This window comes from Kitasatospora sp. NPDC041988 (assembly GCF_055588525.1).
In genome coordinates, this window is the sequence record NZ_JBVJCO010000017.1 from 144610 (window position 1) to 167079 (window position 22470).

The 22470-nt window shown below is 73.2% G+C and carries 20 protein-coding genes; 7 read left to right on the forward strand and 13 right to left on the reverse strand.

The features are described 5' to 3' along the window. Positions 1-142: 142 nt before the first annotated feature. Positions 143-802 (reverse strand): endonuclease NucS, encoded by a 660-nt coding sequence (nucS, locus tag ACZ6NC_RS19175; protein ID WP_465734214.1) that lies wholly within the window; start codon positions 800-802, stop codon positions 143-145. A gap of 486 nt (positions 803-1288) precedes the next feature. On the opposite strand from nucS, the gene ACZ6NC_RS19180 reads away from it, so the two are divergent. Further along, positions 1289-1681: an SCO5389 family protein gene (locus tag ACZ6NC_RS19180; protein WP_329489629.1), complete on the forward strand. Its 393-nt coding sequence runs from the start codon at positions 1289-1291 to the stop codon at positions 1679-1681. Between the two features lie 107 nt (positions 1682-1788). Here ACZ6NC_RS19180 and ACZ6NC_RS19185 read toward each other — a convergent pair whose 3' ends face one another. After that, complete coding sequence (locus ACZ6NC_RS19185) at positions 1789-3099, reverse strand: LLM class flavin-dependent oxidoreductase (protein WP_465734216.1); 1311 nt, start codon at positions 3097-3099, stop codon at positions 1789-1791. 227 nt (positions 3100-3326) lie between these two features. Here ACZ6NC_RS19185 and ACZ6NC_RS19190 point away from each other — a divergent pair, with 227 nt between their 5' ends. Next, on the forward strand, positions 3327-3650 hold the full coding sequence (locus ACZ6NC_RS19190; protein WP_465734218.1) for an ATP/GTP-binding protein: 324 nt from the start codon (positions 3327-3329) through the stop codon (positions 3648-3650). Positions 3651-3677: 27 nt separating this feature from the next. Here the strand turns inward: ACZ6NC_RS19190 and ACZ6NC_RS19195 are convergent, their stop codons facing one another. Next, positions 3678-4445, reverse strand: a complete 768-nt coding sequence (locus ACZ6NC_RS19195) for an ABC transporter permease subunit (protein ID WP_465734220.1) — start codon at positions 4443-4445, stop codon at positions 3678-3680. 1 nt (position 4446) lies between these two features. Then, entirely contained in the window at positions 4447-5451 is a 1005-nt protein-coding gene (locus tag ACZ6NC_RS19200; RefSeq protein WP_465734222.1) for an ABC transporter ATP-binding protein, read from the reverse strand. Positions 5452-5543: 92 nt separating this feature from the next. Here ACZ6NC_RS19200 and ACZ6NC_RS19205 point away from each other — a divergent pair, with 92 nt between their 5' ends. Together ACZ6NC_RS19205 and ACZ6NC_RS19210 are read left to right on the forward strand one after the other, a co-directional pair. Next, complete coding sequence (locus ACZ6NC_RS19205; RefSeq protein ID WP_465734224.1) at positions 5544-6338, forward strand: alpha/beta fold hydrolase; 795 nt, start codon at positions 5544-5546, stop codon at positions 6336-6338. Next, on the forward strand, positions 6335-6655 hold the full coding sequence (locus tag ACZ6NC_RS19210) for a hypothetical protein (protein ID WP_465734226.1): 321 nt from the start codon (positions 6335-6337) through the stop codon (positions 6653-6655). Before ACZ6NC_RS19205 ends, ACZ6NC_RS19210 begins: the two co-directional genes overlap by 4 nt. Before the next feature lie 160 nt (positions 6656-6815). Here ACZ6NC_RS19210 and ACZ6NC_RS19215 read toward each other — a convergent pair whose 3' ends face one another. From ACZ6NC_RS19215 to mce, 3 genes are all read right to left on the reverse strand, one after another. Next, positions 6816-7745 carry a coiled-coil domain-containing protein gene (locus ACZ6NC_RS19215; RefSeq protein ID WP_218201876.1) on the reverse strand — a complete coding sequence of 310 codons (930 nt, stop codon included), beginning with the start codon at positions 7743-7745 and terminating at the stop codon, positions 6816-6818. Positions 7746-7852: 107 nt separating this feature from the next. Further along, entirely contained in the window at positions 7853-12370 is a 4518-nt protein-coding gene (locus ACZ6NC_RS19220) for a hypothetical protein (protein WP_465734228.1), read from the reverse strand. 483 nt (positions 12371-12853) lie between these two features. Continuing rightward, positions 12854-13297 (reverse strand): methylmalonyl-CoA epimerase, encoded by a 444-nt coding sequence (mce, locus tag ACZ6NC_RS19225; RefSeq protein WP_465734230.1) that lies wholly within the window; start codon positions 13295-13297, stop codon positions 12854-12856. Between the two features lie 267 nt (positions 13298-13564). On the opposite strand from mce, the gene ACZ6NC_RS19230 reads away from it, so the two are divergent. Together ACZ6NC_RS19230 and meaB are read left to right on the forward strand one after the other, a co-directional pair. Then, on the forward strand, positions 13565-14758 hold the full coding sequence (locus ACZ6NC_RS19230) for an acetyl-CoA C-acetyltransferase (RefSeq protein ID WP_465734232.1): 1194 nt from the start codon (positions 13565-13567) through the stop codon (positions 14756-14758). Positions 14759-14830: 72 nt separating this feature from the next. Next, complete coding sequence (meaB, locus tag ACZ6NC_RS19235) at positions 14831-15787, forward strand: methylmalonyl Co-A mutase-associated GTPase MeaB (protein ID WP_465734234.1); 957 nt, start codon at positions 14831-14833, stop codon at positions 15785-15787. 82 nt (positions 15788-15869) lie between these two features. On the opposite strand, the gene ACZ6NC_RS19240 is transcribed toward meaB, so the two are convergent. The 5 genes from ACZ6NC_RS19240 to ACZ6NC_RS19260 all read right to left on the reverse strand — a co-directional run bounded on the left by ACZ6NC_RS19240 (position 15870) and on the right by ACZ6NC_RS19260 (position 19668). Next, positions 15870-16385, reverse strand: a complete 516-nt coding sequence (locus ACZ6NC_RS19240; RefSeq protein WP_465734236.1) for a MarR family winged helix-turn-helix transcriptional regulator — start codon at positions 16383-16385, stop codon at positions 15870-15872. A gap of 40 nt (positions 16386-16425) precedes the next feature. Continuing rightward, positions 16426-17238 carry an AIM24 family protein gene (locus tag ACZ6NC_RS19245; protein ID WP_465734265.1) on the reverse strand — a complete coding sequence of 271 codons (813 nt, stop codon included), beginning with the start codon at positions 17236-17238 and terminating at the stop codon, positions 16426-16428. A gap of 272 nt (positions 17239-17510) precedes the next feature. Beyond that, positions 17511-18161, reverse strand: a complete 651-nt coding sequence (locus ACZ6NC_RS19250; protein ID WP_396320870.1) for an AIM24 family protein — start codon at positions 18159-18161, stop codon at positions 17511-17513. After that, positions 18161-18799: an AIM24 family protein gene (locus ACZ6NC_RS19255; RefSeq protein WP_465734237.1), complete on the reverse strand. Its 639-nt coding sequence runs from the start codon at positions 18797-18799 to the stop codon at positions 18161-18163. The genes ACZ6NC_RS19250 and ACZ6NC_RS19255 overlap by 1 nt, the downstream gene beginning before the upstream one ends. A gap of 80 nt (positions 18800-18879) precedes the next feature. Next, positions 18880-19668, reverse strand: a complete 789-nt coding sequence (locus tag ACZ6NC_RS19260) for a DUF2127 domain-containing protein (protein ID WP_465734238.1) — start codon at positions 19666-19668, stop codon at positions 18880-18882. 223 nt (positions 19669-19891) lie between these two features. On the opposite strand from ACZ6NC_RS19260, the gene ACZ6NC_RS19265 reads away from it, so the two are divergent. Continuing rightward, the gene (locus tag ACZ6NC_RS19265; protein ID WP_465734240.1) at positions 19892-20230 is read left to right on the forward strand and encodes a DUF3817 domain-containing protein; all 339 of its coding nucleotides are present in this window, start codon (positions 19892-19894) and stop codon (positions 20228-20230) included. A 126-nt stretch (positions 20231-20356) separates the two neighbouring features. Here ACZ6NC_RS19265 and ACZ6NC_RS19270 read toward each other — a convergent pair whose 3' ends face one another. Continuing rightward, positions 20357-21970, reverse strand: coding sequence for a M4 family metallopeptidase (locus tag ACZ6NC_RS19270; RefSeq protein WP_465734242.1), 1614 nt, complete (start codon positions 21968-21970; stop codon positions 20357-20359). Positions 21971-22470 lie beyond the last annotated feature (500 nt).

Below are 22470 nucleotides of genomic sequence, written 5' to 3' on the forward strand. Positions count from 1 at the left end.
ACGAAGCCCGCCCCCCCCTCCCCCCCCCCCCCCCCCCCCCCCCCCCCCCCCCCCCCCCCCCCCCCAACCCCCCCCCCCCCCCCCCCCCCCCCCCCCCCCCCCGCCTCCGTCCACGCCCTGACCGGTCAGGGAGCGGTCCGGGTCAGAACAGCTTCAGCTTGTCGTCGTCGATGCCGCGCAGCGCGTCGTAGTCCAGCACCACGCAGCCGATGCCGCGGTCGGTGGCCAGGACGCGGGCCTGGGGCTTGATCTCCTGCGCGGCGAAGATGCCCTTGACCGGGGCGAGCAGCGGGTCCCGGTTGAGCAGCTCCAGGTACCGGGTGAGCTGTTCGACGCCGTCGATCTCGCCGCGGCGCTTGATCTCGACGGCGACCGTCGCGCCGTCCGAGTCGCGGCAGAGGATGTCGACCGGGCCGATCGCGGTCGGGTACTCGCGGCGGATCAGGGACCAGCCGGCGCCGAGCACCTCCATCCGGTCCGCCAGCAGCACCTGGAGGTGTGCCTCGACGCCGTCCTTGATCAGGCCCGGGTCGACCCCGAGCTCGTGGGACGAGTCGTGCAGCACCTCCTCCAGTGTGATGATGAGTTTCTCGCCGGCCTTGTTCTCCACCGTCCAGACCCCGTCGGCCTCTCTGAGGACGCACGGCGGGGACATCCAGTTGAGCGGCTTGTAGGCGCGGTCGTCGGCGTGGATGCTGACGCTGCCGTCGGCCTTGACCAGGATGAGCCTGGTGGCGGAGGGCAGATGGGCGGAGAGCCGACCGGCATAGTCGACTGAGCAGCGGGCAATTACGAGACGCACGGTCGACCACGCTAGCCCACTGGGGCCAGTTGATGCGATTCCGCGACGACCGGGTGAAGAATCCGCGAACCCCGCGAACATGGAGGTTCGGCGATCCGGCGAACGCCTGTCGGCACCCTGGCGCCCATTCCCTCGGGCCGCTACGGTGTGTGACGGAGTGCTCGCAGGAGCGCTGTCAACGGGGATGGAGACTTCGGATGAACGATCCAACGTGATCCGGCCAATCTGGTGCACCGAGGCGTATTTCCGGAGCAATCCGAAGGAATCACCGGCCTGGCCCTCCGTTGACTGCCACGCTGTTCTGAGCGGCCGACGCCCCCGACACGTCCCTCGACACGTCCTCGGCGCCGACGCCTCCGCACGGTGCCGGAAACAGCCGTCCGACGGTGTTCCGGACATCACGCGCGATTCGCCCACCCTCACCCTCAGCTTGGACTACGCATCACCACCCGGGCGCCGCGCGGGTGGACCGCGAGAGGAGAATCCATGTCGCTCGACGTCTCACCGGCCCTGCTCGAGAAGGCCGAGCGGGGCGAGGTCGACGAGCGGGAATTCGTCGACTGCGTCCGCGTCTCCCTGCCGTACGCCTGGGAGCTGATCAGTTCGCTGGTCGCCCAGGCGAAGGTCGACGGCACCGACTTCGCCGACAACCACGTACCGCCGCCCAGCGAGCAGGCCCGCGGCCAGCTCCTCCGGGCCCTCGCCAGCGACGCCATCCGGGGTGCGCTGCAGCGCCACTTCGGTGTCCGGCTGGCCTTCCAGAACTGTCACCGGGTGGCGGTGTTCCTGCCGTCGGACTCCAACGAGGCGCGGTTCGACCGCTTCACGTCCGTCCGGGAGCAGCTGCTCAACCAGTCCGAGGAGCTCCGGGACTGCTGACCCGTCGTCGGATCGCGCCGCCCCGGCGCCGGCACGCCACCGGGCCGCCCCGCCCCCGCCAAGGGGGAGGGGCGGCCCGGGCCGCCCGTCGGCGGACGGCGAGCTGCTCAGCTCAGCTGCGGCAGGACCTCGGAGCCGAGCCGGGCGATGTTGTGCAGGGTGGCCTCGCGGTCGCCGCTGCCCTCGGCGAGCAGCGCGAAGCGGCGGATTCCGGTGCGCTCGGCGGTGGCCAGCAGCCGGTCGGCGCACTGCTTCGGCGTGCCCACCGCGTGCAGGTCGCAAAGGAGTTCGGTGTACTGGTGCGGGTCGCGCATCTTGCGCTCCCGGCCGTCCACCGTGCGGTGCGCGCCGAGCCCGTACTCGAACCAGCCCGGCATCGCCCGCAGCAGGGTGGCCCTGGCGGTCGAGGTCCGGTCGTCCACCTGGGCCACGCCGGCCGCGACGTGCTGGCGGGTCACCCGGCGCAGCTGCTCCTCGCCGCGCCCGGCGGCCAGCCAGGCCGTCCGGTACAGCTCCAGCATCTGCAGCTTGTCGTCGTCGCCGGAGTGCATGCCGAGCAGCATCGGCAGCCCGCGTTCGGCGGCCAGCCGGACCCCACCGGGCGAGGTGCAGGCGACCACCACCGGCGGGCCGGCCGCCGGGCGCCCCGCGGTGGTGAGTTCGTCGCCGGCCCCGTCGGCGTCCTTGCGCTGACGGGGGAAGCGCAGCAGCCCGGACTGGTCGCCGAGGCCGAGCCAGGCGCCGAGGTCGGGCGTGCGCGGCGGCTCGCTCGCCCGCGGCACCACGGCCACCTCGGGGAAGCTGAACTGCGGCCCGTCCGCGCCGACCCGGGAGCCGCGCAGCCAGCGCAGCAGCAGGTCGAGCCGCTCGGGGAAGCCCTGCTCGAAGGCGTCCACGCCGCTGCCGAACACGTCCAGGTCGATCCAGGGCCCGCCGCGGCCGACCCCGAGCGTGAACCGCCCGCCCGAGGTGAGGTGCAGCAGCGCGGCCTGCTCGCCGAGGGACACCGGGTGGGCGGTGGAGAGCACGCTGACCGCCGTACCGACGCCGATCCGGCGGGTGCGGCCGAGCAGCATCGCGGCGAGGGTGGCGGCGTTCGGGCAGACCCCGTACGGGACGAAGTGGTGTTCGGCCAGCCAGACGCTGTCCAGGCCCGCCCGCTCGGCCTCGACGGCGGCCCGGACGGTCCGGTCCAGGGCCTCGCCGTGGGTCTGGCCGGGGAACTGCGCCGAGAGCAGGAAGGCGCCGACGCGGACGGGCGCCGTCTCCGGGGGGAGCGCGCCGGAGCGCTGCGGCGCGGGCAGCGGGGCGGCAGGGGCGGCGGTCACCGGGACGGCGGCCGCCAGCACCTGGCCGGGTGCCGGGGACCGGACTCCGACGGGCCGGCGGGTCTCGGCTCGGGCGCTGGTCTTGGTCATCCTTGGGCCTCCTCGGGTGCGCGCAGGGTCTGCGGGCCCCGCCTGTCCCCTTGTGAGTAACCGATGTCATGTGCCAATGGCACGCCGAACCACGAATTTCGCGGAAGATCGGGTGGATATCACGGGAAACACCGAAGTGCCGGACAGTGGCGTGATAGGGGCCCTGGGGATGAGTCGCACGCCCTAGGCTGGAATGGTTCCGAGCCCCCGCAGAGAGGTAGCCCGACGTGTCGCCCCGCCGCAACCGGATCAAGACCGCCGCCGATCGCGAGACGGCGGAGCCGGCCGCCCCGCTCGGTGGCGCGCTGCGCCGCACCGACAGCTATCAGGGCGACGAATGGGTCGTCCAGACGGTGGCGGGCACGCCCGGCCGGTTCTACCGCTGCCCGGGCTGCGACCAGGAGATCCCCCCGGGCGTCGGCCATGTGGTGGCCTGGCCGATGCACGGCGCCGGGGTGGACGACCGGCGGCACTGGCACCGCGCCTGCTGGGGCGCCCGCGAGCGCCGCGCCTCGAACATCCAGCGCGGCCGCGGCGCCCCCCGCTACTGAGGGGCGCCGCGGGTCACACCGCCCTGGTCAGGCGTCGCGGTTCTTCAGGACCAACGCGCCGCCGACCAGTGCGGCCAGCGTCCAGGCCAGGCAGATCGCGAAGCCGGCCCAGGGGCCGTACGGCTGGCCGTGCTGCTCGTACACCAGGAGCATCCGCGAGCCCGCGTAGTCCGGGAAGTAGTGGGCCAGTGTCTTGACCTTCGGCACCGCCGAGAGGATCGGCGAGAGCAGGAAGAAGAACGGCACCAGGACGCCGAGCGCCAGCGTCTGGTTGTGCAGCATCGCGGTGACGCCGGCCGAGAAGAGGCAGAGCATCGTCAGGTAGAGCGCCGCGCCGAACACCGCACGCAGCACGTGCGGTTCGGAGATGCTGGTGGAGTGGTCGCCGAGCAGGGCCTGGCCGACGAAGAACGTGATGAACGCCGTGACCAGGGAGACCGCGAAGGCCAGGGCGCCGAGCACCACCGCCTTGCCGGTCAGCAGGGTGCCGCGCTGCGGGACGGCGGCCAGGGTGACCCTGATCATCCCGCTGCTGTACTCGTTGCCGACCGCGAGCACGCCGAAGACGATGATGGCCAGTTCGCCCAGCATGATGCCGGAGAAAGCCGTCCCGGTGGCGTCGAACGGGGTGTCCTCGTCGCCGCGGAACTCGGCGAAGTTGTTGTTGGTGAGCAGGGAGAGCAGAGCACCGACACCGAGCGTGACGACGAAGGCCAGTGCGAGCGTCCAGACCGTCGAGCGGACGCTGCGGATCTTCGTCCACTCGGAGCGCAGGACCGCCGGGAAGGACGCCATCTCAGTTCTCCTCCGTGCCGCTGGCCGCCGGCTGCTTCGCCGTGCCGCCCTGCCAGGTGGCGCCCCAGGTGCCGGGTGCGCCGGCCGCGTCGCGGCCCTCGCCGTCCCCGGCGTGGTACTCCACCGAGTCGGCCGTCATCTGCATGAACGCCTCTTCCAGCGAGGCCTGTTGGGGGCTCAGCTCGTGCAGCACCACGCCGTGGCCGGCAGCCAGTTCGCCGAGCTGGGCGAGGTTTCCGTCGACCACCTCGTACGAGCCGTCCGGGCCGGGTTCGTGCCGGAGCCCGGCGCCGGCCAGCACGTCCAGCAGCCGCTCGGGGTGCGGGGTGCGCAGCCGGACGGCGGAGCGCGAGTTGTGCCGGATGAACTCGGCCATCGACATGTCGGCGAGCAGCCGGCCCCTGCCGATCACGACCAGGCGGTCGGCGGTGACGGCCATCTCGCTCATCAGGTGGGAGGAGACGAAGACGGTCCGGCCCTCGCCGGCGAGGCGCTTCATCAGGTTGCGGATCCAGAGGATGCCCTCCGGGTCGAGCCCGTTGACCGGCTCGTCGAACATCACGATCTCGGGGTCGCCGAGCAGGGCGGAGGCGATGCCGAGCCGCTGGCCCATGCCGAGCGAGAAGCCGCGGGCGCGCTTGCGGGCGACCGGGGTGAGGCCGACCAGGGCGAGCACCTCGTCCACCCGGGAGGTGGGGATGCGGTTGCTCTGGGCGAGCCAGAGCAGGTGGTCGCGGGCGCTGCGGCCGGGGTGGACGGCCTTGGCCTCCAGCAGCGCGCCGATGTACTTGAGCGGCTCGCTGAGCTGTCCGTACCTCTTGCCGTCGATGGTGACCCGGCCGGCGGTGGGCCGGTCCAGGTCGAGGATCATGCGCATCGTGGTGGACTTGCCCGCACCGTTGGGGCCGAGGAAGCCGGTGACCACGCCCTGCGGCACCTGGAAGCTCAGCCGGTCCACGGCAAGGGTCTTGCCGTAACGTTTTGTCAGGTCGTGCAACTCGATCATTCGCGCTCCCTTACTCTCCGTCAGGCTATGACAAAGCGGACAGGGCGGCCCGCTGAGTGGGCCCGCCGGGCGCACCGGAATACGGTGGGCGCATGACCCAGCTCCCCTCCGCAGTGTCCGTCCGCGAGAGCGGTACCGGAACACCCCTCGTGCTGTTGCACGCCTTCCCGCTCAACGCCTCGATGTGGTCCGCCCAACTGGATTCCCTGCCCGGAACCACCGGCCACGAGGCCCGGGTCCTCGCCCCCGACCAGCGCGGCTTCGGCGGCACCGAGCTGGGCACGGACGAGCCCTCGCTGGACGCGGTCGCCGACGATGTCGCCCTGCTGCTGGACGCGGCCGGGATCGAGCGGGTGGTGCTCGGCGGCCTCTCGATGGGCGGGTACGTCGCGCTGGCCTTCGCCCGCCGCCACCCGGACCGGCTGGCCGGGCTGCTGCTGGCCAACACCAAGGCCACCGCCGACACCGACGCCGCCCGGGCCAACCGGGAGCGGATCGCCGCCGCGGTGCTGGCCCGCGACAGCGTCCAGCTGCTGCTGGACGAGAAGGTGGCGGCCGGCCAGCTCGGGCCGGACTCCGGGCACCTGGTCGACCGGGTGCAGGGGATGATCGCAGCGGCGCCGCCGGCGGCGGTCGCCTGGGCGCAGCGGGCGATGGCGGCCCGGCCGGAGACCCTGGACGTGCTGGCCGGGGTGCGGGTGCCGGTCGCCGTGGTGGCGGGCGCGGAGGACGGCCTGATGCCGCTCTCCGAGGCCGAACTGATGGCGCGGGCGCGGCCGGACGCCGAGCTGACCGTGCTCCCGCGCGTGGGTCACCTGAGCGCGCTGGAGGCGCCGGAGCAGTTCGACGCCGTCGTCCGCCGGCTGCTGGAGCGGGTGGCCGGATGAGCGAGGGGAGCGCGGAGCCGGGCAGCTGGGACTTCTCGGCGCTGGAGGTCACCGGCCGGATGCCCGTCACCAACCGGGGGGAGGGCCTGGTCGAGCTGACGCTGGAGCCGCTCGGCGAGGACTACTGGCTGCGGCCGGGGGAGACCTTCATCGTCACCTCGTACGGGGACTACGGCCCGGGCCACCCCTTCGAGGTCCAGTACTGGCCGGACTCGGTCTCGGTCTGGTGCACCTCGTGGTTCGGCACCGTCTCGGACGACGACGGCAACCAGCTGAGCTGCGGCCACCAGCGGCCGGACGGGGCCTACCCGCGGTGAACGCGCGCGGGGGGGGGGGGGGGGGCCCCCCCCCCCCCCCCCCCCCCCTTCCCCCCCCCCCCCCCCCCCCCCCCCCCCGCTGCTGCGCCGGCCCTGCGGCCCGGCCGGACAGCACGACGGGCCCCCACCCCGGAGGGTGAGGGCCCGTCGTGCCGCGGCGTCAGCGCGACTGCTGGGCGGGCACGCCCATGGTGTCGTCGTTCGGCAGCGACGCGGCGGCCACGGCCGCGCCGGTCAGCGTCGCCAGCATCTCGCGGACGTTGGTCAGCTGGGCGTTGATGCTGTCGCGGCGGTTGGTGAGCGCCGCCAGCTCGCGCTCGGATTCGCTGCGGATCCGGTCGGCCTTGGCGTTGGCGTCCGCCACGATGTCCTCGGACTGGCGCTGGGCCGTCTCGACGGTCTGGCGGGCCCGGCGCTCGGCGTCGGTGCGCAGCTTCTCGGCCTCCAGGCGCAGCTGCTCGGCCCGGTGCTCGATCTCGGCCAGGCGCTTCTCGGCCTTGGCCTGGCGGGCGGCCAGGTCACGCTCGGACTGCTCGCGGCGCTTGGCCAGGTTGGTCTCGAACTCCAGCGCGGCCTGGGCGGCCTTGGTGCGGGTCTCCTCGAAGAGGGCGTCCGCCTCCTCACGCTTGTTCTGGGCGTCCTTGTTGGCCTCGGCGCGCAGCTGGGCGCTGTCGCTCTTGGCCTTGTCGACGATCCGCAGACCCTCGTCCTCGGCCTTGGCCTTGCGGTCCTTGGCGTAGTTCTCGGCCTCGGTGCGGACCTGCTGGGCGGCGGCCTCGGCGAGCTCGCGGTGCTGCTCGGCGGCGCGGTGCGCCTCGTCGCGCAGGTCCTTGGCCTCCTCCTCGGCCAGCCGCAGGATCTTCTCGACGCGGGCGCCGAGACCGGCGTAGGAGGGCTCCGCCTCGGTGACCGCCGCCTGAGCGGTCTGGGTCTCCAGGTGGAGCTCCTCGATGCGCTTCTCCAGCGCGCTGATCCGGGTCAAGGCACTGTCACGGTCGGCCACCAGCTTGGTGATCCGCTCGTCGACCTGGGCGCGCTCGTACCCACGGCGCACCAGGTCGAAGCCGTGAGGGGAGTGACTGTCGCTCATGGGGTTCTGGGCTTCCTGTCGTCAAACCGCTGAGGTGGTTGAGGGAATCCTGACACGGTACCGGAGTGTCTACGGCGAAACGCCGTTGTCTCGCGGACAATGTCCGCTCAATCGGGTGGTGCGCTCTTGGAGCGATTGCCACCCGACCGGGGGGCGCCGACTCCGGCACCGGCCTTGGCACCCCCGTCCTTCTTGGTGTTGCTTCCCCCGTTGGCCTGGGCGACCGGTGACGGTGCCTCGAACGCCTCCAGCGCGGACAGCACGTCCTGCACCCTGGAGATCTCGGTGTTGATGTCCTTGCGGCGGCGCACCAGTTCGTCCAGCTCGCGCCGGCCCTCGCCGGTGACCCGCTTCGCCTCGGCCCGCGCCTCGGTGAGCAGCCGCTCGGACTCCGCCTTGGCCAGCTCGATCTGCTCGTCCGCGGACTCCTCGGCGGTCCGCAGCCGCTTCTGCGCCTCGGCCGACGCCGATTCGAGCCGCTGCTCCGCCTCGTCCTGGGCGGACTTCAGCTTGGCCTCGGCCTTGACGATCAGGGCCTCGGCGCGGTCGGTCGAGTCGGCGAGCTTGGTCTCGGCCTCCTTCAGCAGGCCCTCCGCCTTGCGGACGGCCGAGATCCGGACCTTGCTGGCCTCGGCGGACGCCTCCGAGGTCAGCTCGTTGGCGCGGTCCTCGGCGGCCGCGACCAGCGCCGCCGCCCGGTCCTCGGCCTCAGTGACGGCGGCCACCGCCTGCTCCTCGGCCTCGGTCAGCTGCTCCTGCGCGGCCGTCACCAGCGCGTCAACCCGCTCGCCGGCCGACTTCATGGCCTGCGCGTTCTCCTTGCGGGCGCGCTCGTGCAGGGCCTCCACCTCGGCGTCGGTGCGCTCGCGCAGCTCCTCGGCGCGCTCGCGGATCGCGGTGGCGTCCCGGCGGGCCTCGGAGAGCAGCGCGTCGGCGTCGGCCCGGCCCTTCTCGACCTCGGCCTGGCCGGCCGCCTCGCCGGCGGCGACCAGCCGGTCGGCCTCCTTGCGGGCGGCCGCGACCATCGCGTCCGCCTGCTCCTCGGCTGCGGCGGTGGTGGCCAGCGCGGTGGTCTGGGCGTCCTCGCCGAGTGCCTCGGCGTCCGCGAAGGCCTTCTCCAGCACCGACTTGGCGTGCTCGCGGGTGGCCTTGTCGAACTGCTCGGCGGCCTCGCGGGTGTCGGCGTCGAAGGCGTCGGCACGGGCGTGGGTGGCCGCGTCGTACTCGTCCGCGAGACTGCGGGTGGCCAGCGCGTACTCCTCGGCCTCGGCCCGCAGCGAGGCGGCGAACTCCTCGGCCTCGGCGACCGCGGCGGCGGCCTGCGCCTCGGCGGCGGCCACCGTCCGGGCGGCCTGGGCCTCGGCGTCGGCGCGCTGCTGCTCGGCGACCTCCTGGGCGGTCCGCAGCTCGGTCTCGGCCTCGGCGCGCAGCTGCTCGTCGTAGGCCTGCGCCTCGGCGCGGCGGCGGCCCAGTTCGGCCTCGGCGGCCTCGCGTTCGGCGGCCAGCTCCAGTTCGGTCTGCTCGCGCAGGGCGGCGGTCTCGGCGGCGGTCCGGGCCCGCAGGTCGGCGGTCTCGCGGTCGGCGAGGGCGCGCTGCTCGGTGGTCTCGCGGTCCGCGAGGGCGCGCTGCTCGGTGGTCTCCCAGTCGGCCGTCTCGTGCAGCTCGGCGACGGCGCGGTCGGTCCGCTCGCGCAGCTCGGTCGTCTCCCGTTCGGCCAGCGCCCGCAGTTCGGCGCTCTCGCGGGCGGCGGTGTCGCGCAGTTCGGCGGCGGCCTGCCCGGCCTCCCGGCGGACCTCGGCGGCCTCGGCCTCGGCGGTGGCCCGCAGCTCGGCGATCTGCTGTGAGGCGGCCTCGTACATCCCGGCCACCGACTGGCGGACCTCGGCGGCGTCGTCCTCGGCGACGGAGACCAGCGCGGCGCCCTCGGCCTTGGCGGCGGCGACCAGCTCCTCGCCGTCGACGCGGGCCTGCTCCAGCACCTCCTGCGCCTCGGCGCGGACGGAGTCGGCGGTGGCGCGGGCCTCGGACAGCTCCCGGCCGGCCTCGGCCCGGACGGTCTCGGCCTGCTCGGAGGCCAGCGTGAGGTCGGCCTCGGCCCGCTCGCGCAGCTCCTTGGCGGCCGCCTCGGCCTCGGCCAGCCGCTGCTCGGCGGCGGCCCGGGCGCTCTCCAGCGCCTGTTCGGCCTCGGCGCGCAGGCGGGAGGTCTCGGCGATGGTGTGCTCGGTGAGCTCCGCGGCGGTCTGCTCGGCCTCGGCCCGGACCCGGTCGGCGTGCGCCTCGGCGGCCTGCCGGAGGGCGGCCGTCTCGGCGGCGGTGTGCTCGGTGAGCTCCGCGGCGGCCTGTTCGGCCTGTTCGCGGGCGGCCCGGGCGGCGGACAGCTGCTCGGCGGTCTCCTCGCGCTCGCGGTGCAGCCCGGCGGCGGCCTCCTCGCGCTCGCGCCGGCTCTCCTCGCGCAGCGCGTCGGCGGCGGCCTCGGCCTCGGCCCTGGAGCGGGCCACCTCGGTGTCGGTCTCGGTCCGCAACCGCTCGGCGTCGGCGACGGCGGCGTCCCGGACGGCGGCGGCATCGGCCTGCGCGTCGGCCCGCAGCGCCTCCGCGGCGGAGGTCGCCCCGGCGCGCACCTGCTGGTCGAACTCACTGGCCTCGCGGCGCAGTTCGGCCGTCTCTCGCTCGGCGGCGGCCCGGTTCTCGGCGGCCGCGGCCTTGGCGGCGGCGAGCGCGTCCTGGCCCTGCTGCTCGGCGGCGGCGATGGTCTTCTCGGCCTCGGCGCGGGCCCGGCCCAGAGTCTGCTCGGCGCGCCCCTGGGTCTCGGCGGCCTGCTCCTTGGCGTGCTCGCGCAGCCGCTCGATCTCGGCGGCCGCGCCCGCGCGCAGCTCGTCGGCGTCGGCCTTGGCCCTGGTGAGCAGCTCCTCGGCGTTCTTCGCCGACTCCTCGATCTGGACGACGGCCTGGCGACGGGCCTCGCCGCGGACCCGGTCGGCCTCGGCGGCGGCCTGGGCGCGCAGCTCCTCCGCCTCGGCCCGCAGCCGGGCGGCCTCGTCCTGCATCTCCCGGATCCGCTCGCGGACGGCCGCGGCGTCGTCCATGGCGGCGTTCTGGGCCTGCTCGACGGCGGCCTGGGCCTGCTCGCGCAGCCGCTGCGCCTCGGCGGCGGCCTCCGTACGGATTCGCTCGGCCTCCGTGGACGCACCGGTCCGGGCGGCCTCGGCGTCCTGATTGGCCCGGGCGAGCACCTCCTCGGCCGTCTTGGCGGCCTTGGCGAGGTGGACGGTGGCGTCCTTGGCACCGGCGGCGCGGCCGGCCTCCTCGGCCTCGCTGCGCAGCTGTGCGGCGGCGGCCTCGGCCTGCGCCCGCAGTTCGGCGACCTCGTACTCGGCCTGCGCCCGCATGTCGGCGATGGCGGCCTCGGCCTCGGCCCGCAGCTCGCCGGCCACCGACTCGGCGGTGGCGCGCAGCCGCTCGCTCTCCTCGGAGGCGGCGGCCTTGGCGGCCTCCGCCTCGGCCTGCTTGGTCGCGGCCTCGGCCTTGACGGCCTCGGCCTCCTTGGTGGCCTGGGCGACCATCCGGGCCACCTCGGCGCGGGCGGTCTGCGAGCGCTGCTCGCTGGCGGCCTCGCCGTCGGCGACCTTGCGCTCGGCGGCGGCCTCGGCGTCGGCCTGGAGCTGCTCGGCGGCGGCCTCGGCCTGGGCGCGCAGCTCGGCGGACTCCCGCCGGGTGCGCTCGGCCTCGGCGATCGCCTCGGCGCGCAGCCGCTCTATCTCGGCCTGGGCGTGGCCGAGCGCCTCCTGGGCGCGCTGCTGCTCGGCGGCGGCGTGCTCCTTGAGCCGGCCGATCTCGGCCTGCGCGGCGGCGAGCTGCTGTTCGGCGGCGACGTGCGCGGCGGCCAGCTGCTGCTGGGCCTCGCCGCGGGCGGCGTCGACGTCGGCGGCGGCCTGGGCGCCGGCCTGCTGGGCCTGCTCGGAGGCGGCGCGCAACAGGCGCTCGGCGTCGGTCTGGGCGCGCTGGAGGGCGGCCTCGGCGGCGGCCTGGGCCTCCCCGCGGGCGGCGTCGACGTCGGCGGCGGTCTGCGCGCGGGCCTGGTCGGACAGGGCGGCGGCCTCGGCGCGGGCGCCGGCCATCAGCCGGTCGGCCTCGGCGCGGGCCTCCTGGAGCAGGCGCTGGGCCTCCTGCTCGGTGCCGGCCCGGGTCTGTTCGGCCCAGTTGACGTTCTCGTTGACGTGCTGCTCGGCGCTGCGGCGCAGCTCGGCGAGCTCGTCCTCCAGCTGGCGGCGGCGCGCGGCGAGCTCGGCCTCCAGGCGGGCGGTGCGCTCGGCGGCCTCGGCCATCAGGCGCTGGGTGGCCGCCTGGGAGTCGCGCAGGTGCCGCTCGGCGTCGGCGCGCAGCTGCTGGGCCTGCATCTCGGCGGTGCGGAGCATCTGCTCGGCCTGGCCCGAGACGGCGTCGAAGGCGCGCGGCTGGGCGAGCATGCGGCGGGACTCGTGCAGCTTGGCCCGGAGCACCTCCACCTGGTAGGCGAGGTCTTCGGCATGCTCGGCAGTCTTGTCCCGCTCCTTCCGAGTCCGATCCATCTCGGCCTCGAACTGGGAGAGGTGATCGTCAGCCTCGTAGCGGTCGTAGCCCCGCACTCCGCGGTCCCATCCATCTCCTGGTCGCGTCCTCGACCCGGCCGTTCCGGGGCGCCCGTTGTCCGGGGTCCTGGTCCGACTGGTCCTTGCATCCGCAGCCGGTGGACGACCCCTTGTTCAGCTGGGGGCGTCCGCCACGGTCGTCGAAGCCCTGGCCGATGGGAGCGCGGTGGTTCCGCGTTCCCCCGTCCGGGTGGACTTCTGGGCGAACTCTTGCCTTGGAGAATGGTGACAGATCCGAACTGCGACTGTTCAGCCGTGCCCGCGTAATGGACTCCCCTGCGACGGGCCGACCACCGGAGGGCGGACGGGCCTGTCATCGGCCGTGCTCGTCGTCCCCGTCCCCCGGAGTCTTCGCGCACCTGGGCATTGTAGTGGGAGCGCCCTGCGGGGGAATGGCCGCGTGGGGGTTTTCCGGGCAGAGGGCGACATTACTGATGGGTCACCAGCGGGTGCCGCCCGTCGGCGGCACCCGCCGGGGGCTCAGTGGGCCTCGTGATCGGCCGGCTCGGCCGAGGTGACCAGCTCGGTCAGGACGCCGCCGCAGTCCTTCGGGTGCAGGAAGGTGATCCGCGAGCCCATCGAGCCGATCCGCGGCTGCTCGTAGAGGACGCGGACGCCCTTGGCGCGGATCTCCTCGGAGTCGCCGTCCACGTCGGCGGTGCCGAAGGCGATGTGGTGGACGCCCTCGCCGTTCTTCTCCAGCCACTTGGCGACGGTGGAGTCGGGCCGGGTGGGCTCCAGCAGCTGGAGGTAGGAGGCGCCGCCGTCGCCGGTGTCGTTGATCTTGAGCATGGCCTCGCGCACCCCCTGCTCCTCGTTGACCTCGCTGTGGAACACCTCGAAGCCGTAGGTGGCGCGGTAGAACTCGACCGTCTTGTCGAGGTCGCGGCAGGCGATGCCGATGTGGTCGATGCGGGTCAGCACAGTGGCCTCCGGGTCTGGGCGGGCAACGGGACGGCAACAGTGCAGCGCATGCGGCCGGAGCGCGCCAGCGATGGCGGTGCGAGCCTGCTCACACGGCTGCGGCGCGCGGACGGTCGCGGCACGGTTCACCCGGACCGGGTTGACACGGTGTTGACTGGACAGTGCCAGTGCGCTCGATCACACCGTCGCTCCGGTGACGGGCGGGTTACAGGTCAGTACATTGAGCGGCATCCTCACCTGGCCACGACGTGCGAAGGGGCTCGTCCCATGACCAACACCACCTCTGTGATCGTTGCCGGTGCGCGGACCCCGATGGGTCGCCTGCTCGGTTCGCTCAAGGGATTCTCCGGCGCCGACCTCGGCGGCTTCGCGATCAAGGCCGCCGTCGAGCGGGCCGGCATCACGGGTGACCAGGTCCAGTACGTGATCATGGGCCAGGTGCTGCAGGCCGGCGCCGGCCAGATCCCGGCCCGCCAGGCCGCCGTCAAGGCCGGCATCCCGATGAACGTCCCGGCGCTCACCATCAACAAGGTGTGCCTCTCCGGCCTGGACGCCATCGCGCTGGCCGACCAGCTGATCCGCGCCGGCGAGTTCGACATCGTGGTGGCCGGCGGCCAGGAGTCCATGACCAACGCCCCGCACCTGCTGCCGAAGTCCCGCGAGGGCTACAAGTACGGCGCGGTCGAGCTGCTGGACGCGATGGCGTACGACGGTCTGACCGACGCCTACGAGAACATCCCGATGGGCGAGTCCACCGAGAAGCACAACACCCGCCTCGGCATCCCGCGCGAGGTCCAGGACGAGATCGCCGCCGCCTCGCACCAGCGTGCCGCCAAGGCGCAGCAGAACGGCGTCTTCGAGGCCGAGATCGTCCCGGTCGAGATCCCGCAGCGCAAGGGCGAGCCGGTCGTCTTCAGCCAGGACGAGGGCATCCGCGCGGACACCACCGTCGAGGGCCTGGCCAAGCTGCGCCCGGCCTTCAGCAAGGACGGCACGATCACCGCCGGCACCTCCTCGCAGATCTCCGACGGCGCCGCCGCCGTGGTCGTGATGAGCAAGGCCAAGGCCGAGGAGCTGGGCCTGACCTGGATCGCCGAGATCGGCGCGCACGGCAACGTCGCGGGCCCGGACAACTCGCTGCAGTCGCAGCCGTCCAACGCGATCAAGCACGCGCTGGCCAAGGAGGGCCTGGAGGTCGCCGACCTCGACCTGATCGAGATCAACGAGGCGTTCGCGGCCGTCGCCTACCAGTCCGGCAAGGACCTGGGCGTCTCCTCCGACATCGTCAACGTCAACGGCGGCGCGATCGCGCTCGGCCACCCGATCGGGATGTCGGGCGCCCGCGTGGTGCTGCACCTGGCGCTGGAGCTCCAGCGGCGCGGCGGCGGCGTCGGCGCGGCCGCGCTCTGCGGCGGCGGCGGCCAGGGCGACGCACTGATCGTCAGGGTTCCGAAGGCCTGATCGTCCGACATATCTTCGGGGCTGCGGACCGCCACAAGCGGTCCGCAGCCTTGAGCTGTTAAGGAGATCCCGATGATCGATGTCGCGACGTTGGTCGAGCAGGCCCGGCAGGGCCGTCCGCGTGCCGTCGCCCGGCTGATCTCGCTGGTCGAGAACGCCGCCCCGCAGCTGCGCGAGGCGATGGCGGCGCTCGCGCCGTACACCGGCCGGGCCTACACCGTCGGGCTGACCGGGTCGCCGGGTGTGGGCAAGTCGACCTCCACCTCCGCGCTGGTCTCCGCCTACCGCCGGCTCGGCAAGCGGGTCGGGGTGCTGGCCGTCGACCCGTCCTCGCCGTTCTCCGGCGGCGCGCTGCTCGGCGACCGGGTCCGGATGCAGGACCACGCCACCGACCCGGAGGTCTTCATCCGCTCGATGGCCACCCGGGGCCACCTCGGCGGCCTCTCCTGGTCGGCCCCGCAGGCGCTGCGGGTGCTGGACGCGGCCGGCTGCGACGTGATCCTGGTCGAGACCGTCGGCGTCGGCCAGTCCGAGGTGGAGGTCGCCGCCCAGGCGGACACCACGGTGGTGCTGCTCGCCCCCGGGATGGGCGACGGCATCCAGGCCGCCAAGGCCGGGATCCTGGAGATCGGCGACGTCTTCGTGGTCAACAAGGCGGACCGGGACGGCGCCGACGCCACCGCCCGGGAGCTGAACCACATGCTCGGCCTCGGCGAGGCCCGCGAGGCGGGGGACTGGCGCCCGCCGATCGTGAAGACCGTCGCGGCCCGCGGCGAGGGCGTGGACGAGGTCGTCGAGGCGCTGGAGAAGCACCGCGCCTGGCTGGAGGAGCACGGCGAGCTGGCCGCGCGCCGCCGCCGCCGCGCCGCGGACGAGGTCGAGGCGATCGCGCTGGCCGCGCTGCGGGCCCGGATCGGCGATCTGCACGGCGACCGCCACCTGGCCACGCTGGCCGAGCGGGTGGTGGCCGGCGAGCTGGACCCGTACGGGGCCGCCGACGAGCTGGTCGCCGGGCTCACCCGGGGCTGAACGCGCCGAGAGGGCCGGTCTCCCGTACTCGACGGGAGACCGGCCCTCTCGGCGTTCAGGACGGTCCGGGGTCAGGGCCTGCTCAGGAGCGGCCGCGCAGCCCGCGCAGGTGTTCGGCGACCGGGGCCAGCGCCTCGTACATCGCGTCGAGCTGCTCGGGCGTGAAGCGGTCGATGAAGTGTGCCCGGACGCTGCGCACGTGGTCCGGGGCGACCGTCTGCATGGTCTCCCAGCCCTGCTCGGTGAGGTGGGCGTAGAGCCCGCGCCGGTCGCCCGGGCACTCCTGCCGCAGCACCAGCCCGGCCGTCTCCATCCGCGTGATCTGGTGCGAGAGCCGGCTCTTGGACTGGAGGGTGGCGGTGGCCAGGTCGGTCATCCGCATCCGCCGCTCGGGCGCCTCGGAGAGCACGACCAGGATCTCGTAGTCGTTGATCGCGAGGTTGTGCGGCTGGAGTTCACGGCCGAGCTGGTAGTCCAGCAGCTTGGCGACCTCGAGATGGGCGCGCCACAGCCGCTGCTCCCGGGCGGTCAGCCAGGGAGTCTCCTCCTCCGGGCCCGAGGGGGAGACGTCCGCGGCGTCGACTGTGTGCGTATCCATGAGGAACAGCATACCGTATTTAGTTAAATCTTGTACAAGTTCAGAGTCCGAAGCGCCGTCCGAGGTCGCCCAGGTTACCGAGGCCCGGCACGTTGACGTTGGGCAGCTGGCCGCCGTGGCCGGACGCGTGCTGCGACGGCACCCCGCCCATCGGCACGCCCGCCTCGGCGTGCACCTGGCCGACCGCGCGCTCGGCCATCAGCACCTCGGTCGACTGCAGCAGCACCTGACCGGCGCCGATGAACTCGAACTGGTGCTCCTCGCCGGACGCCCCGCCCAGCCCGGTCAGCCGGCGGATGCCGCCGATCACCCCGTGCATGTAGTCGTGGTCGTAGTGGTGGCACGGCGCGGGGCAGTCCGCCCAGCCGACCAGCGCCTGCGGGTCCACCCGGATCGGCGGCTCGACGAAGTGCACCGGGCCGTTGGAGGCGGCCACGAACTTGCCGGTGCCGATCAGGGTCAGGAACCCGGGGATGATCGACTGCTTCAGCCGCAGCGTCGGCTCGTACGCCAGCAGGTTGCCCGAGCGGACCGTCAGGTTCCCCTCCTCCAGGTCGTAGGAGTTGAGGTCGAAGGCCCGGTCGGCCAGGAGCAGCTTGCCCCGGCCCTCGGCGACCACCCAGTCCGCCGCGTGCATCGGCGAGTTGAAGTGCTGGCCGAGCATCCGGTCGATCGCGCCGGCGCCGACGCCCTTGAAGGAGATGTCGCCGTAGTAGGCGATCATCTTGCCCTTCTGCAGGAAGTACGACCCGTTGAGGTCCACCGAGAAGGCGTACGGGTTGACGTTGTCGTCGACCGGCAGGCTGTGCGCGTCGTGCACCACCGGGCCGGAGCCGTCCTGCCCCTTGGGCAGCGGGGCTTGGGCGCCGCCGAACTGCTCCTGGGCGTACTGCTGCGGCGGCTGCTGCGCGGGGTAGCCCTGGGCGGGGTAGCCCTGCTGGGGGTGGCCCTGCGGCGGCGCGGGCGGGTAGCCCTGGCCGGGCGGCGGGCCGTAGCCGGGTGGCGGCGGGGCCACCGGGAAGCCGGGCTGGGTGGGCTGGTTGTACGGCGACGGCTGGCCGTACGGCTGCTGCTGGCCGTACGGGTCGTTCGGCTGCCCGTACGGGGGCTGCGGCGGGTAGGACATCAGAGCTTCTCCTCGCTCGCCTGCACGAACACGGTGCCGTTGCCCGACAGCTCCAGCTGGAAGGCCTCGCCCGAGCCGCGTCCGATCATGTCGCGCCAGCCCAGCGCGGTGGACAGCTTGTTCTGGACCTGGCCGCGGTGCGCGACATAGGCCTGGGGGTCGACGTGCACCGGCTGGTGCGGGGTGATCGGCAGCTCGAAGACGCCGCCGTGCGCCATCACCGCCACCGCGCCGTGGCCGTCCAGCTTGGTGGTGAACAGGCCCTGGCCGGTCACCTGACCGCGGACCATGCCCATCACACCGCCCTGCGAGCCCATGAACATGGTGGACTGCTGCAGCGATCCCTCGAAGGCCAGCAGCCGGTCCGCCTCGACGTACAGGGTGTCGCCGGCCAGCTCGATCACGTGCACATGGTGGCCGCCGTGGCCGAACATCACGGTGCCCTGGCCCTCGACCGTCATCAGCGGGGTGTCCTCGTTGGCCACGCGGCGGCCGATCATCGACATGACGCCGCCCTGCCCGCCGGTGATGTTCGGCGTGAACCGGACCTCGCCGGTGTACGCGAGCATCGCGCCGCGCTGGCTGAACAGGCGCTGCCCGGGGACGACCCGGGCCTCGATCATCTTGTTGTTGATCCTGGTGAACGGCATCAGACGTCGCCCCCGACGGTCAGCTTCTCGGACGGCTGCACGTACACCAGGCCCTCGCCGGTGAACTCCACCTGGACGGCCTCGCCACCGCCCTCGCCGATGAACGTGGTCCAGCCGGCGCCGGACTTGAGGCTGCGGTTCAGATTGCCGGTGTGCGCCACGTACGCACCCGGGTCCACCCGCAGCGGCATGCCCTGGGTGACCCGCAGGATGATCGCCGGCCCCTTGGAGGTGACGGCGGCCCAGCCGCTGCCCTCGACCTTGGTGGTGAACAGGCCGTTGCCGGAGGAGATGCCGTTCAGACCGGTGAAGGTGGTGCCGGTCCGCAGCGTGCCCTCGGTGCAGAGCAGGTTGTCGGACTCGACGTAGAGCGTCTCGCCGTTCAACCGGACGAGGTTGATCTCGGTGGCCTTGTCGGCGAAGTAGCAGGTGCCCTGCCCCTTCACCTCCATGACCGTCATCTGCTCGCCGGTCAGCCGGCGGGTGACCATGCCACGCAGGCCGTCACCGCCACCGCTGAGCTTCTTGAAGCTCATCTGGCCGCTGTACGCGACCATCGAGCCGTTTCTGGCTTTCACGCCGTCGCCCGTCATGTCGACGGCGAGCGTCTTGGACCCCTGGAGTCGAAACTGTGCCACGGGCGCAATGTAGCCGTTTCGGGCGGGCGCGGGGGAGGGGGCGTCGGCGTTCTGGTACGGGTCTGCGACAAATGCCCGGATCAGACCCGGGCCTGCGCGCCCTGCGGGACGGCGCCCGCGGCCTGCTCCACCTCCAGCAGCGAGGCCGAGTGGCGCTCGGCCTCGAAGGCCACCACGCCGCCGCGCAGCCCGAAGAGGCGCTTGGAGAGCAGGATCCAGAGCACCGCGATGATGTTCAGCGCCAGCGTGCAGATCTTCAGGGCGCTGATGTGCTCGGTCAGCTCGTACACCTCCAGCGGGAGGAAGGCCGCGGTGGCCACCACCGTCAGGTACTCGGCCCAGCGCCGGCCCAGCCAGAGCCCGTACGCCTCGACGATCTCGATCAGCGCGTAGACCAGGAGTGCGCCCGCGACGATCAGCAGGGTGCTGTGCTTGTAGTCGAAGGTCTTGCGGATGGTGTCGGCGATCGGGGAGTGTTCGAGGTCCCAGTGGAAGTGCTCGGTCACGGGCCGGAACACCGTCAGGTTCTCGTCGAAGACCCGGCGCACGGCGTCCTGGCTGTTGGAGAACTTCCAGACGCCCCAGGCCACGACGACGATCAGCAGCCCGCGCAGCAGCCGCTCGACGGCGAGGAAGCGGAGGATGAAGACGTCCCGCAGGGCCTTGCCGCGCGGCACCAGCGGTGCCTCGTCGGCCGGTCCGGAGCCGTGCGGGGCGCCGAGTGCGAAGTCGCCGCAGCGCAGGCAGCGCCAGGCGTCGCCGAGCGAGGTCGTGGCGTGCAGGCGGCGGTTCAGCTCGGGCTCGGTCGGCGCGTAGGTGACGTGCCCGCGCCGGGCACAGGTCCTTCGGTCCCAGTCCAGCTTGAACATCGGTGGTACCCCCGTGGTGCTGCGTTGCGGACGGCGCCCGGATCGCCGGGGCGCGGCAGCAGGATAGGGGCGGTGGCCGGCCCGGCGCCGCGACCGGGGGCGATCTGCTGCAGGGCTGTGACATCCGGCACGGGTCGGACCCCGGCCGTGGGCCGGGACATGTGCTCGGTGATAATGGCGGAGATGCTTGTGAGCCGGTTCACAAGCGATCTTCGACTCCGGTATGAGGTGCCCCATCGTGAACAGCAGCGCCGTCCACCGCCTGCGCCTGGTCTCCGGCCCCGAGGGCCTCTCCTTCCTCCTGCTCCTGGTCTGCTCGGTGCTCAAGCGAACCACCAGCTTCGACGCCGTCCCGGTGATGGGCATGGTCCACGGGATTCTGTTCATCCTCTACGTGGTCTTCTGGATCATGGCCTGGCAGGCGCAGAACTGGGACGCGAAGCGCGGCATCCTGCTCTTCGTCCTCTCGGTGCTGCCCACCGGCGGGTTCTTCGCCGAGCGCCTCCTCAAGAAGGAGGAGCTCGGCGAGGCGGTTCCGGCCCGCGAGCCCGCCGCGGTCTGAGCCGCAGACCGTCCGACGGCCGACAGGCTGCCGGGGCCTCCTCTCCCAGAGGGCCCCGGCAGCCTGTCGCCGTTTCCGGAGGTGGTTCAGGGGCGGCCCGGATTCCCGGGGGTGGTTCGCGACCGGCTAGTTGACGTTGACCGCGCTCCAGGCCGCGGCCACCGCCTTGTACTCGGTGCTGGTCGCGCCGTAGAGGTCGGAGGCCGCCTTCAGGGTCGCCGTACGGGCGGCCTTGTAGTTGGTGGTGGAGGTGAAGTAGACGGTCAGCGCGCGGTACCAGATGGCCGCGGCCTTGTTCCGGCCGATGCCGGTGACGGTGGAGCCGTTGGAGGTCGGGCTGTTGTAGCTGACGCCGTTGATGGTCTTGGCGCCGCTGCCCTCGGCCAGCAGGTAGAAGAAGTGGTTGGCCACGCCCGAGGAGTAGTGGACGTCCACGTTGCCGACCCCGGAGTACCAGGAGTCCTTGGACCGGCCGTCCTTGGAGGGCTTGTCCATGTAGCGCAGCGGGGTGCCGTTGCCGTTGATGTTGAGCTTCTCGCCGATCAGGTAGTCCGGCACGTCCGAGGGCAGGTTGGCGTACCACTCGACCATGGTGCCGAAGATGTCCGAGGTGGCCTCGTTGAGGCCGCCGGACTCGCCGGAGTAGACCAGCCCGGCGGTGGCGGAGGTGACGCCGTGGGTCATCTCGTGGCCGGCCACGTCGATCGCCGTCAGCGGGTTGCTGTCGTTGGCGCCGTCGCCGTACGTCATGCAGAAGCAGGAGTCGTTCCAGAACGCGTTGACGTAGGCGTTGCCGTAGTGCACCCGGCTGCTCGCGCCGACGCCGTTGTTCTTGATGCCGCTGCGGCCGAAGGTGTTCTTGTAGTAGTCCCAGGTCGCGCCGGCGCCGAACTGGGCGTCCACCGCGGCGGACTGGGTGTTGGAGGCGAGGCCGTTGCCCCAGACGTTGTCCGCGTCGGTGTACAGCGCGTTGCCGCTGTCGGCGTTGCCGGTCCACTGGTTGCCCCGCGAGGCGTCCTTGAGCTGGTAGGTCGAGCCGCTCTGGGTGGTGGTCAGGGTGACCGGGCCGACGTGGACGCCCTTGCCGCTGCCGGTCGCGGTCTGGAACTCCTCGTGGGTGGAGAGCACCTCGCCGGTGGCCGCGTCGGTGACCAGCCGCTGGCTGCTCGGGGTGCCGTCGGCGCGCTGGCCCTGCACCACCGTCTGGTACGCCAGCCGCGGGCTGCCGTCGGCCGCCCAGACCACCAGGGTGGCCGCGCCGGCGCCGTCGACCCGGCTGATCGCCGCCTCGTCCTCGTCGGCCGCGATGCCGACGGTGGCCCGGACGGCTCCGAGCGCCTGGGCGGCGGCCTTCTCGGCGGAGAGCGGCGGGGTGAGGCTCGGCAGCGACAGCTGCCCGGTGAAGGCCCGGTCCACCGAGGTGATCGAGCCGCTGGCCTTCTGGTGCACCACCAGGTCGCCGCCGATCACCGGCAGGCCGCCGAGCGTGCGCTCGTAGCGCAGGTGGCGGTCGCCGTTGGCGTCCACCACCGCGTCCTTGACGACCAGCCGCTCCTGGCCGCCGAGTGCGAGCGACTGCGCGAGCGGGGCGGCCTCGCCGCCGGCCAGGGCGATCAGCGCGTCGCGCTGCTGGGTGACGGAGGGGGCGGAGGCCTGGGCGGGTGCGGCGGCGACCTGGATGGCGCCGGCCAGCAGGGCGGTGGCGGAGAGTACGGCGCCGGCTGTCAGCTTTCGCTTCACGTACGGGGTTCCTTCCGGGAAACCGCGTGTGCGCGGTCACGCCGCATACCGGGGCGCCGGGGTTGGCGCCGTGGGGCGGTAGGGCGCTGACGTGCTGCTCCCGTGCGGTCCTGGACGGCCGGTCGGTGGGTGGGGGCGACGGCCGTCGAACGGGGCTTGGACAGAAGCATGACAATCCGACAGGGGGAAAGGACAGGGCGCCGCCGGGGATTGGCCAGGTCTCGCCACCCGCCGGTACGGGTGGTCCCGGTGCGGCGGATGTCCGCTTCGGGCGTTTCACCCCGCTGGCGGGATCCCGCCAGCGGCCGGCCTTGCCGGGCCCGCCGGCCCTTGCTACACGGGCCCGGACGCGCGGCCGGACGGGCCTGCGTCCGGACGCGCGAAACCCCTGAGACCCCCCTCCCACCGCGGTCCCCCCGCGCTCTCCCGCCCCCCCCGCCCCTTTGGTCTTTCGTCTCTTCCCACCCCCCCCCCCCCCCCACGCCCCCCCCCCCCTTTCC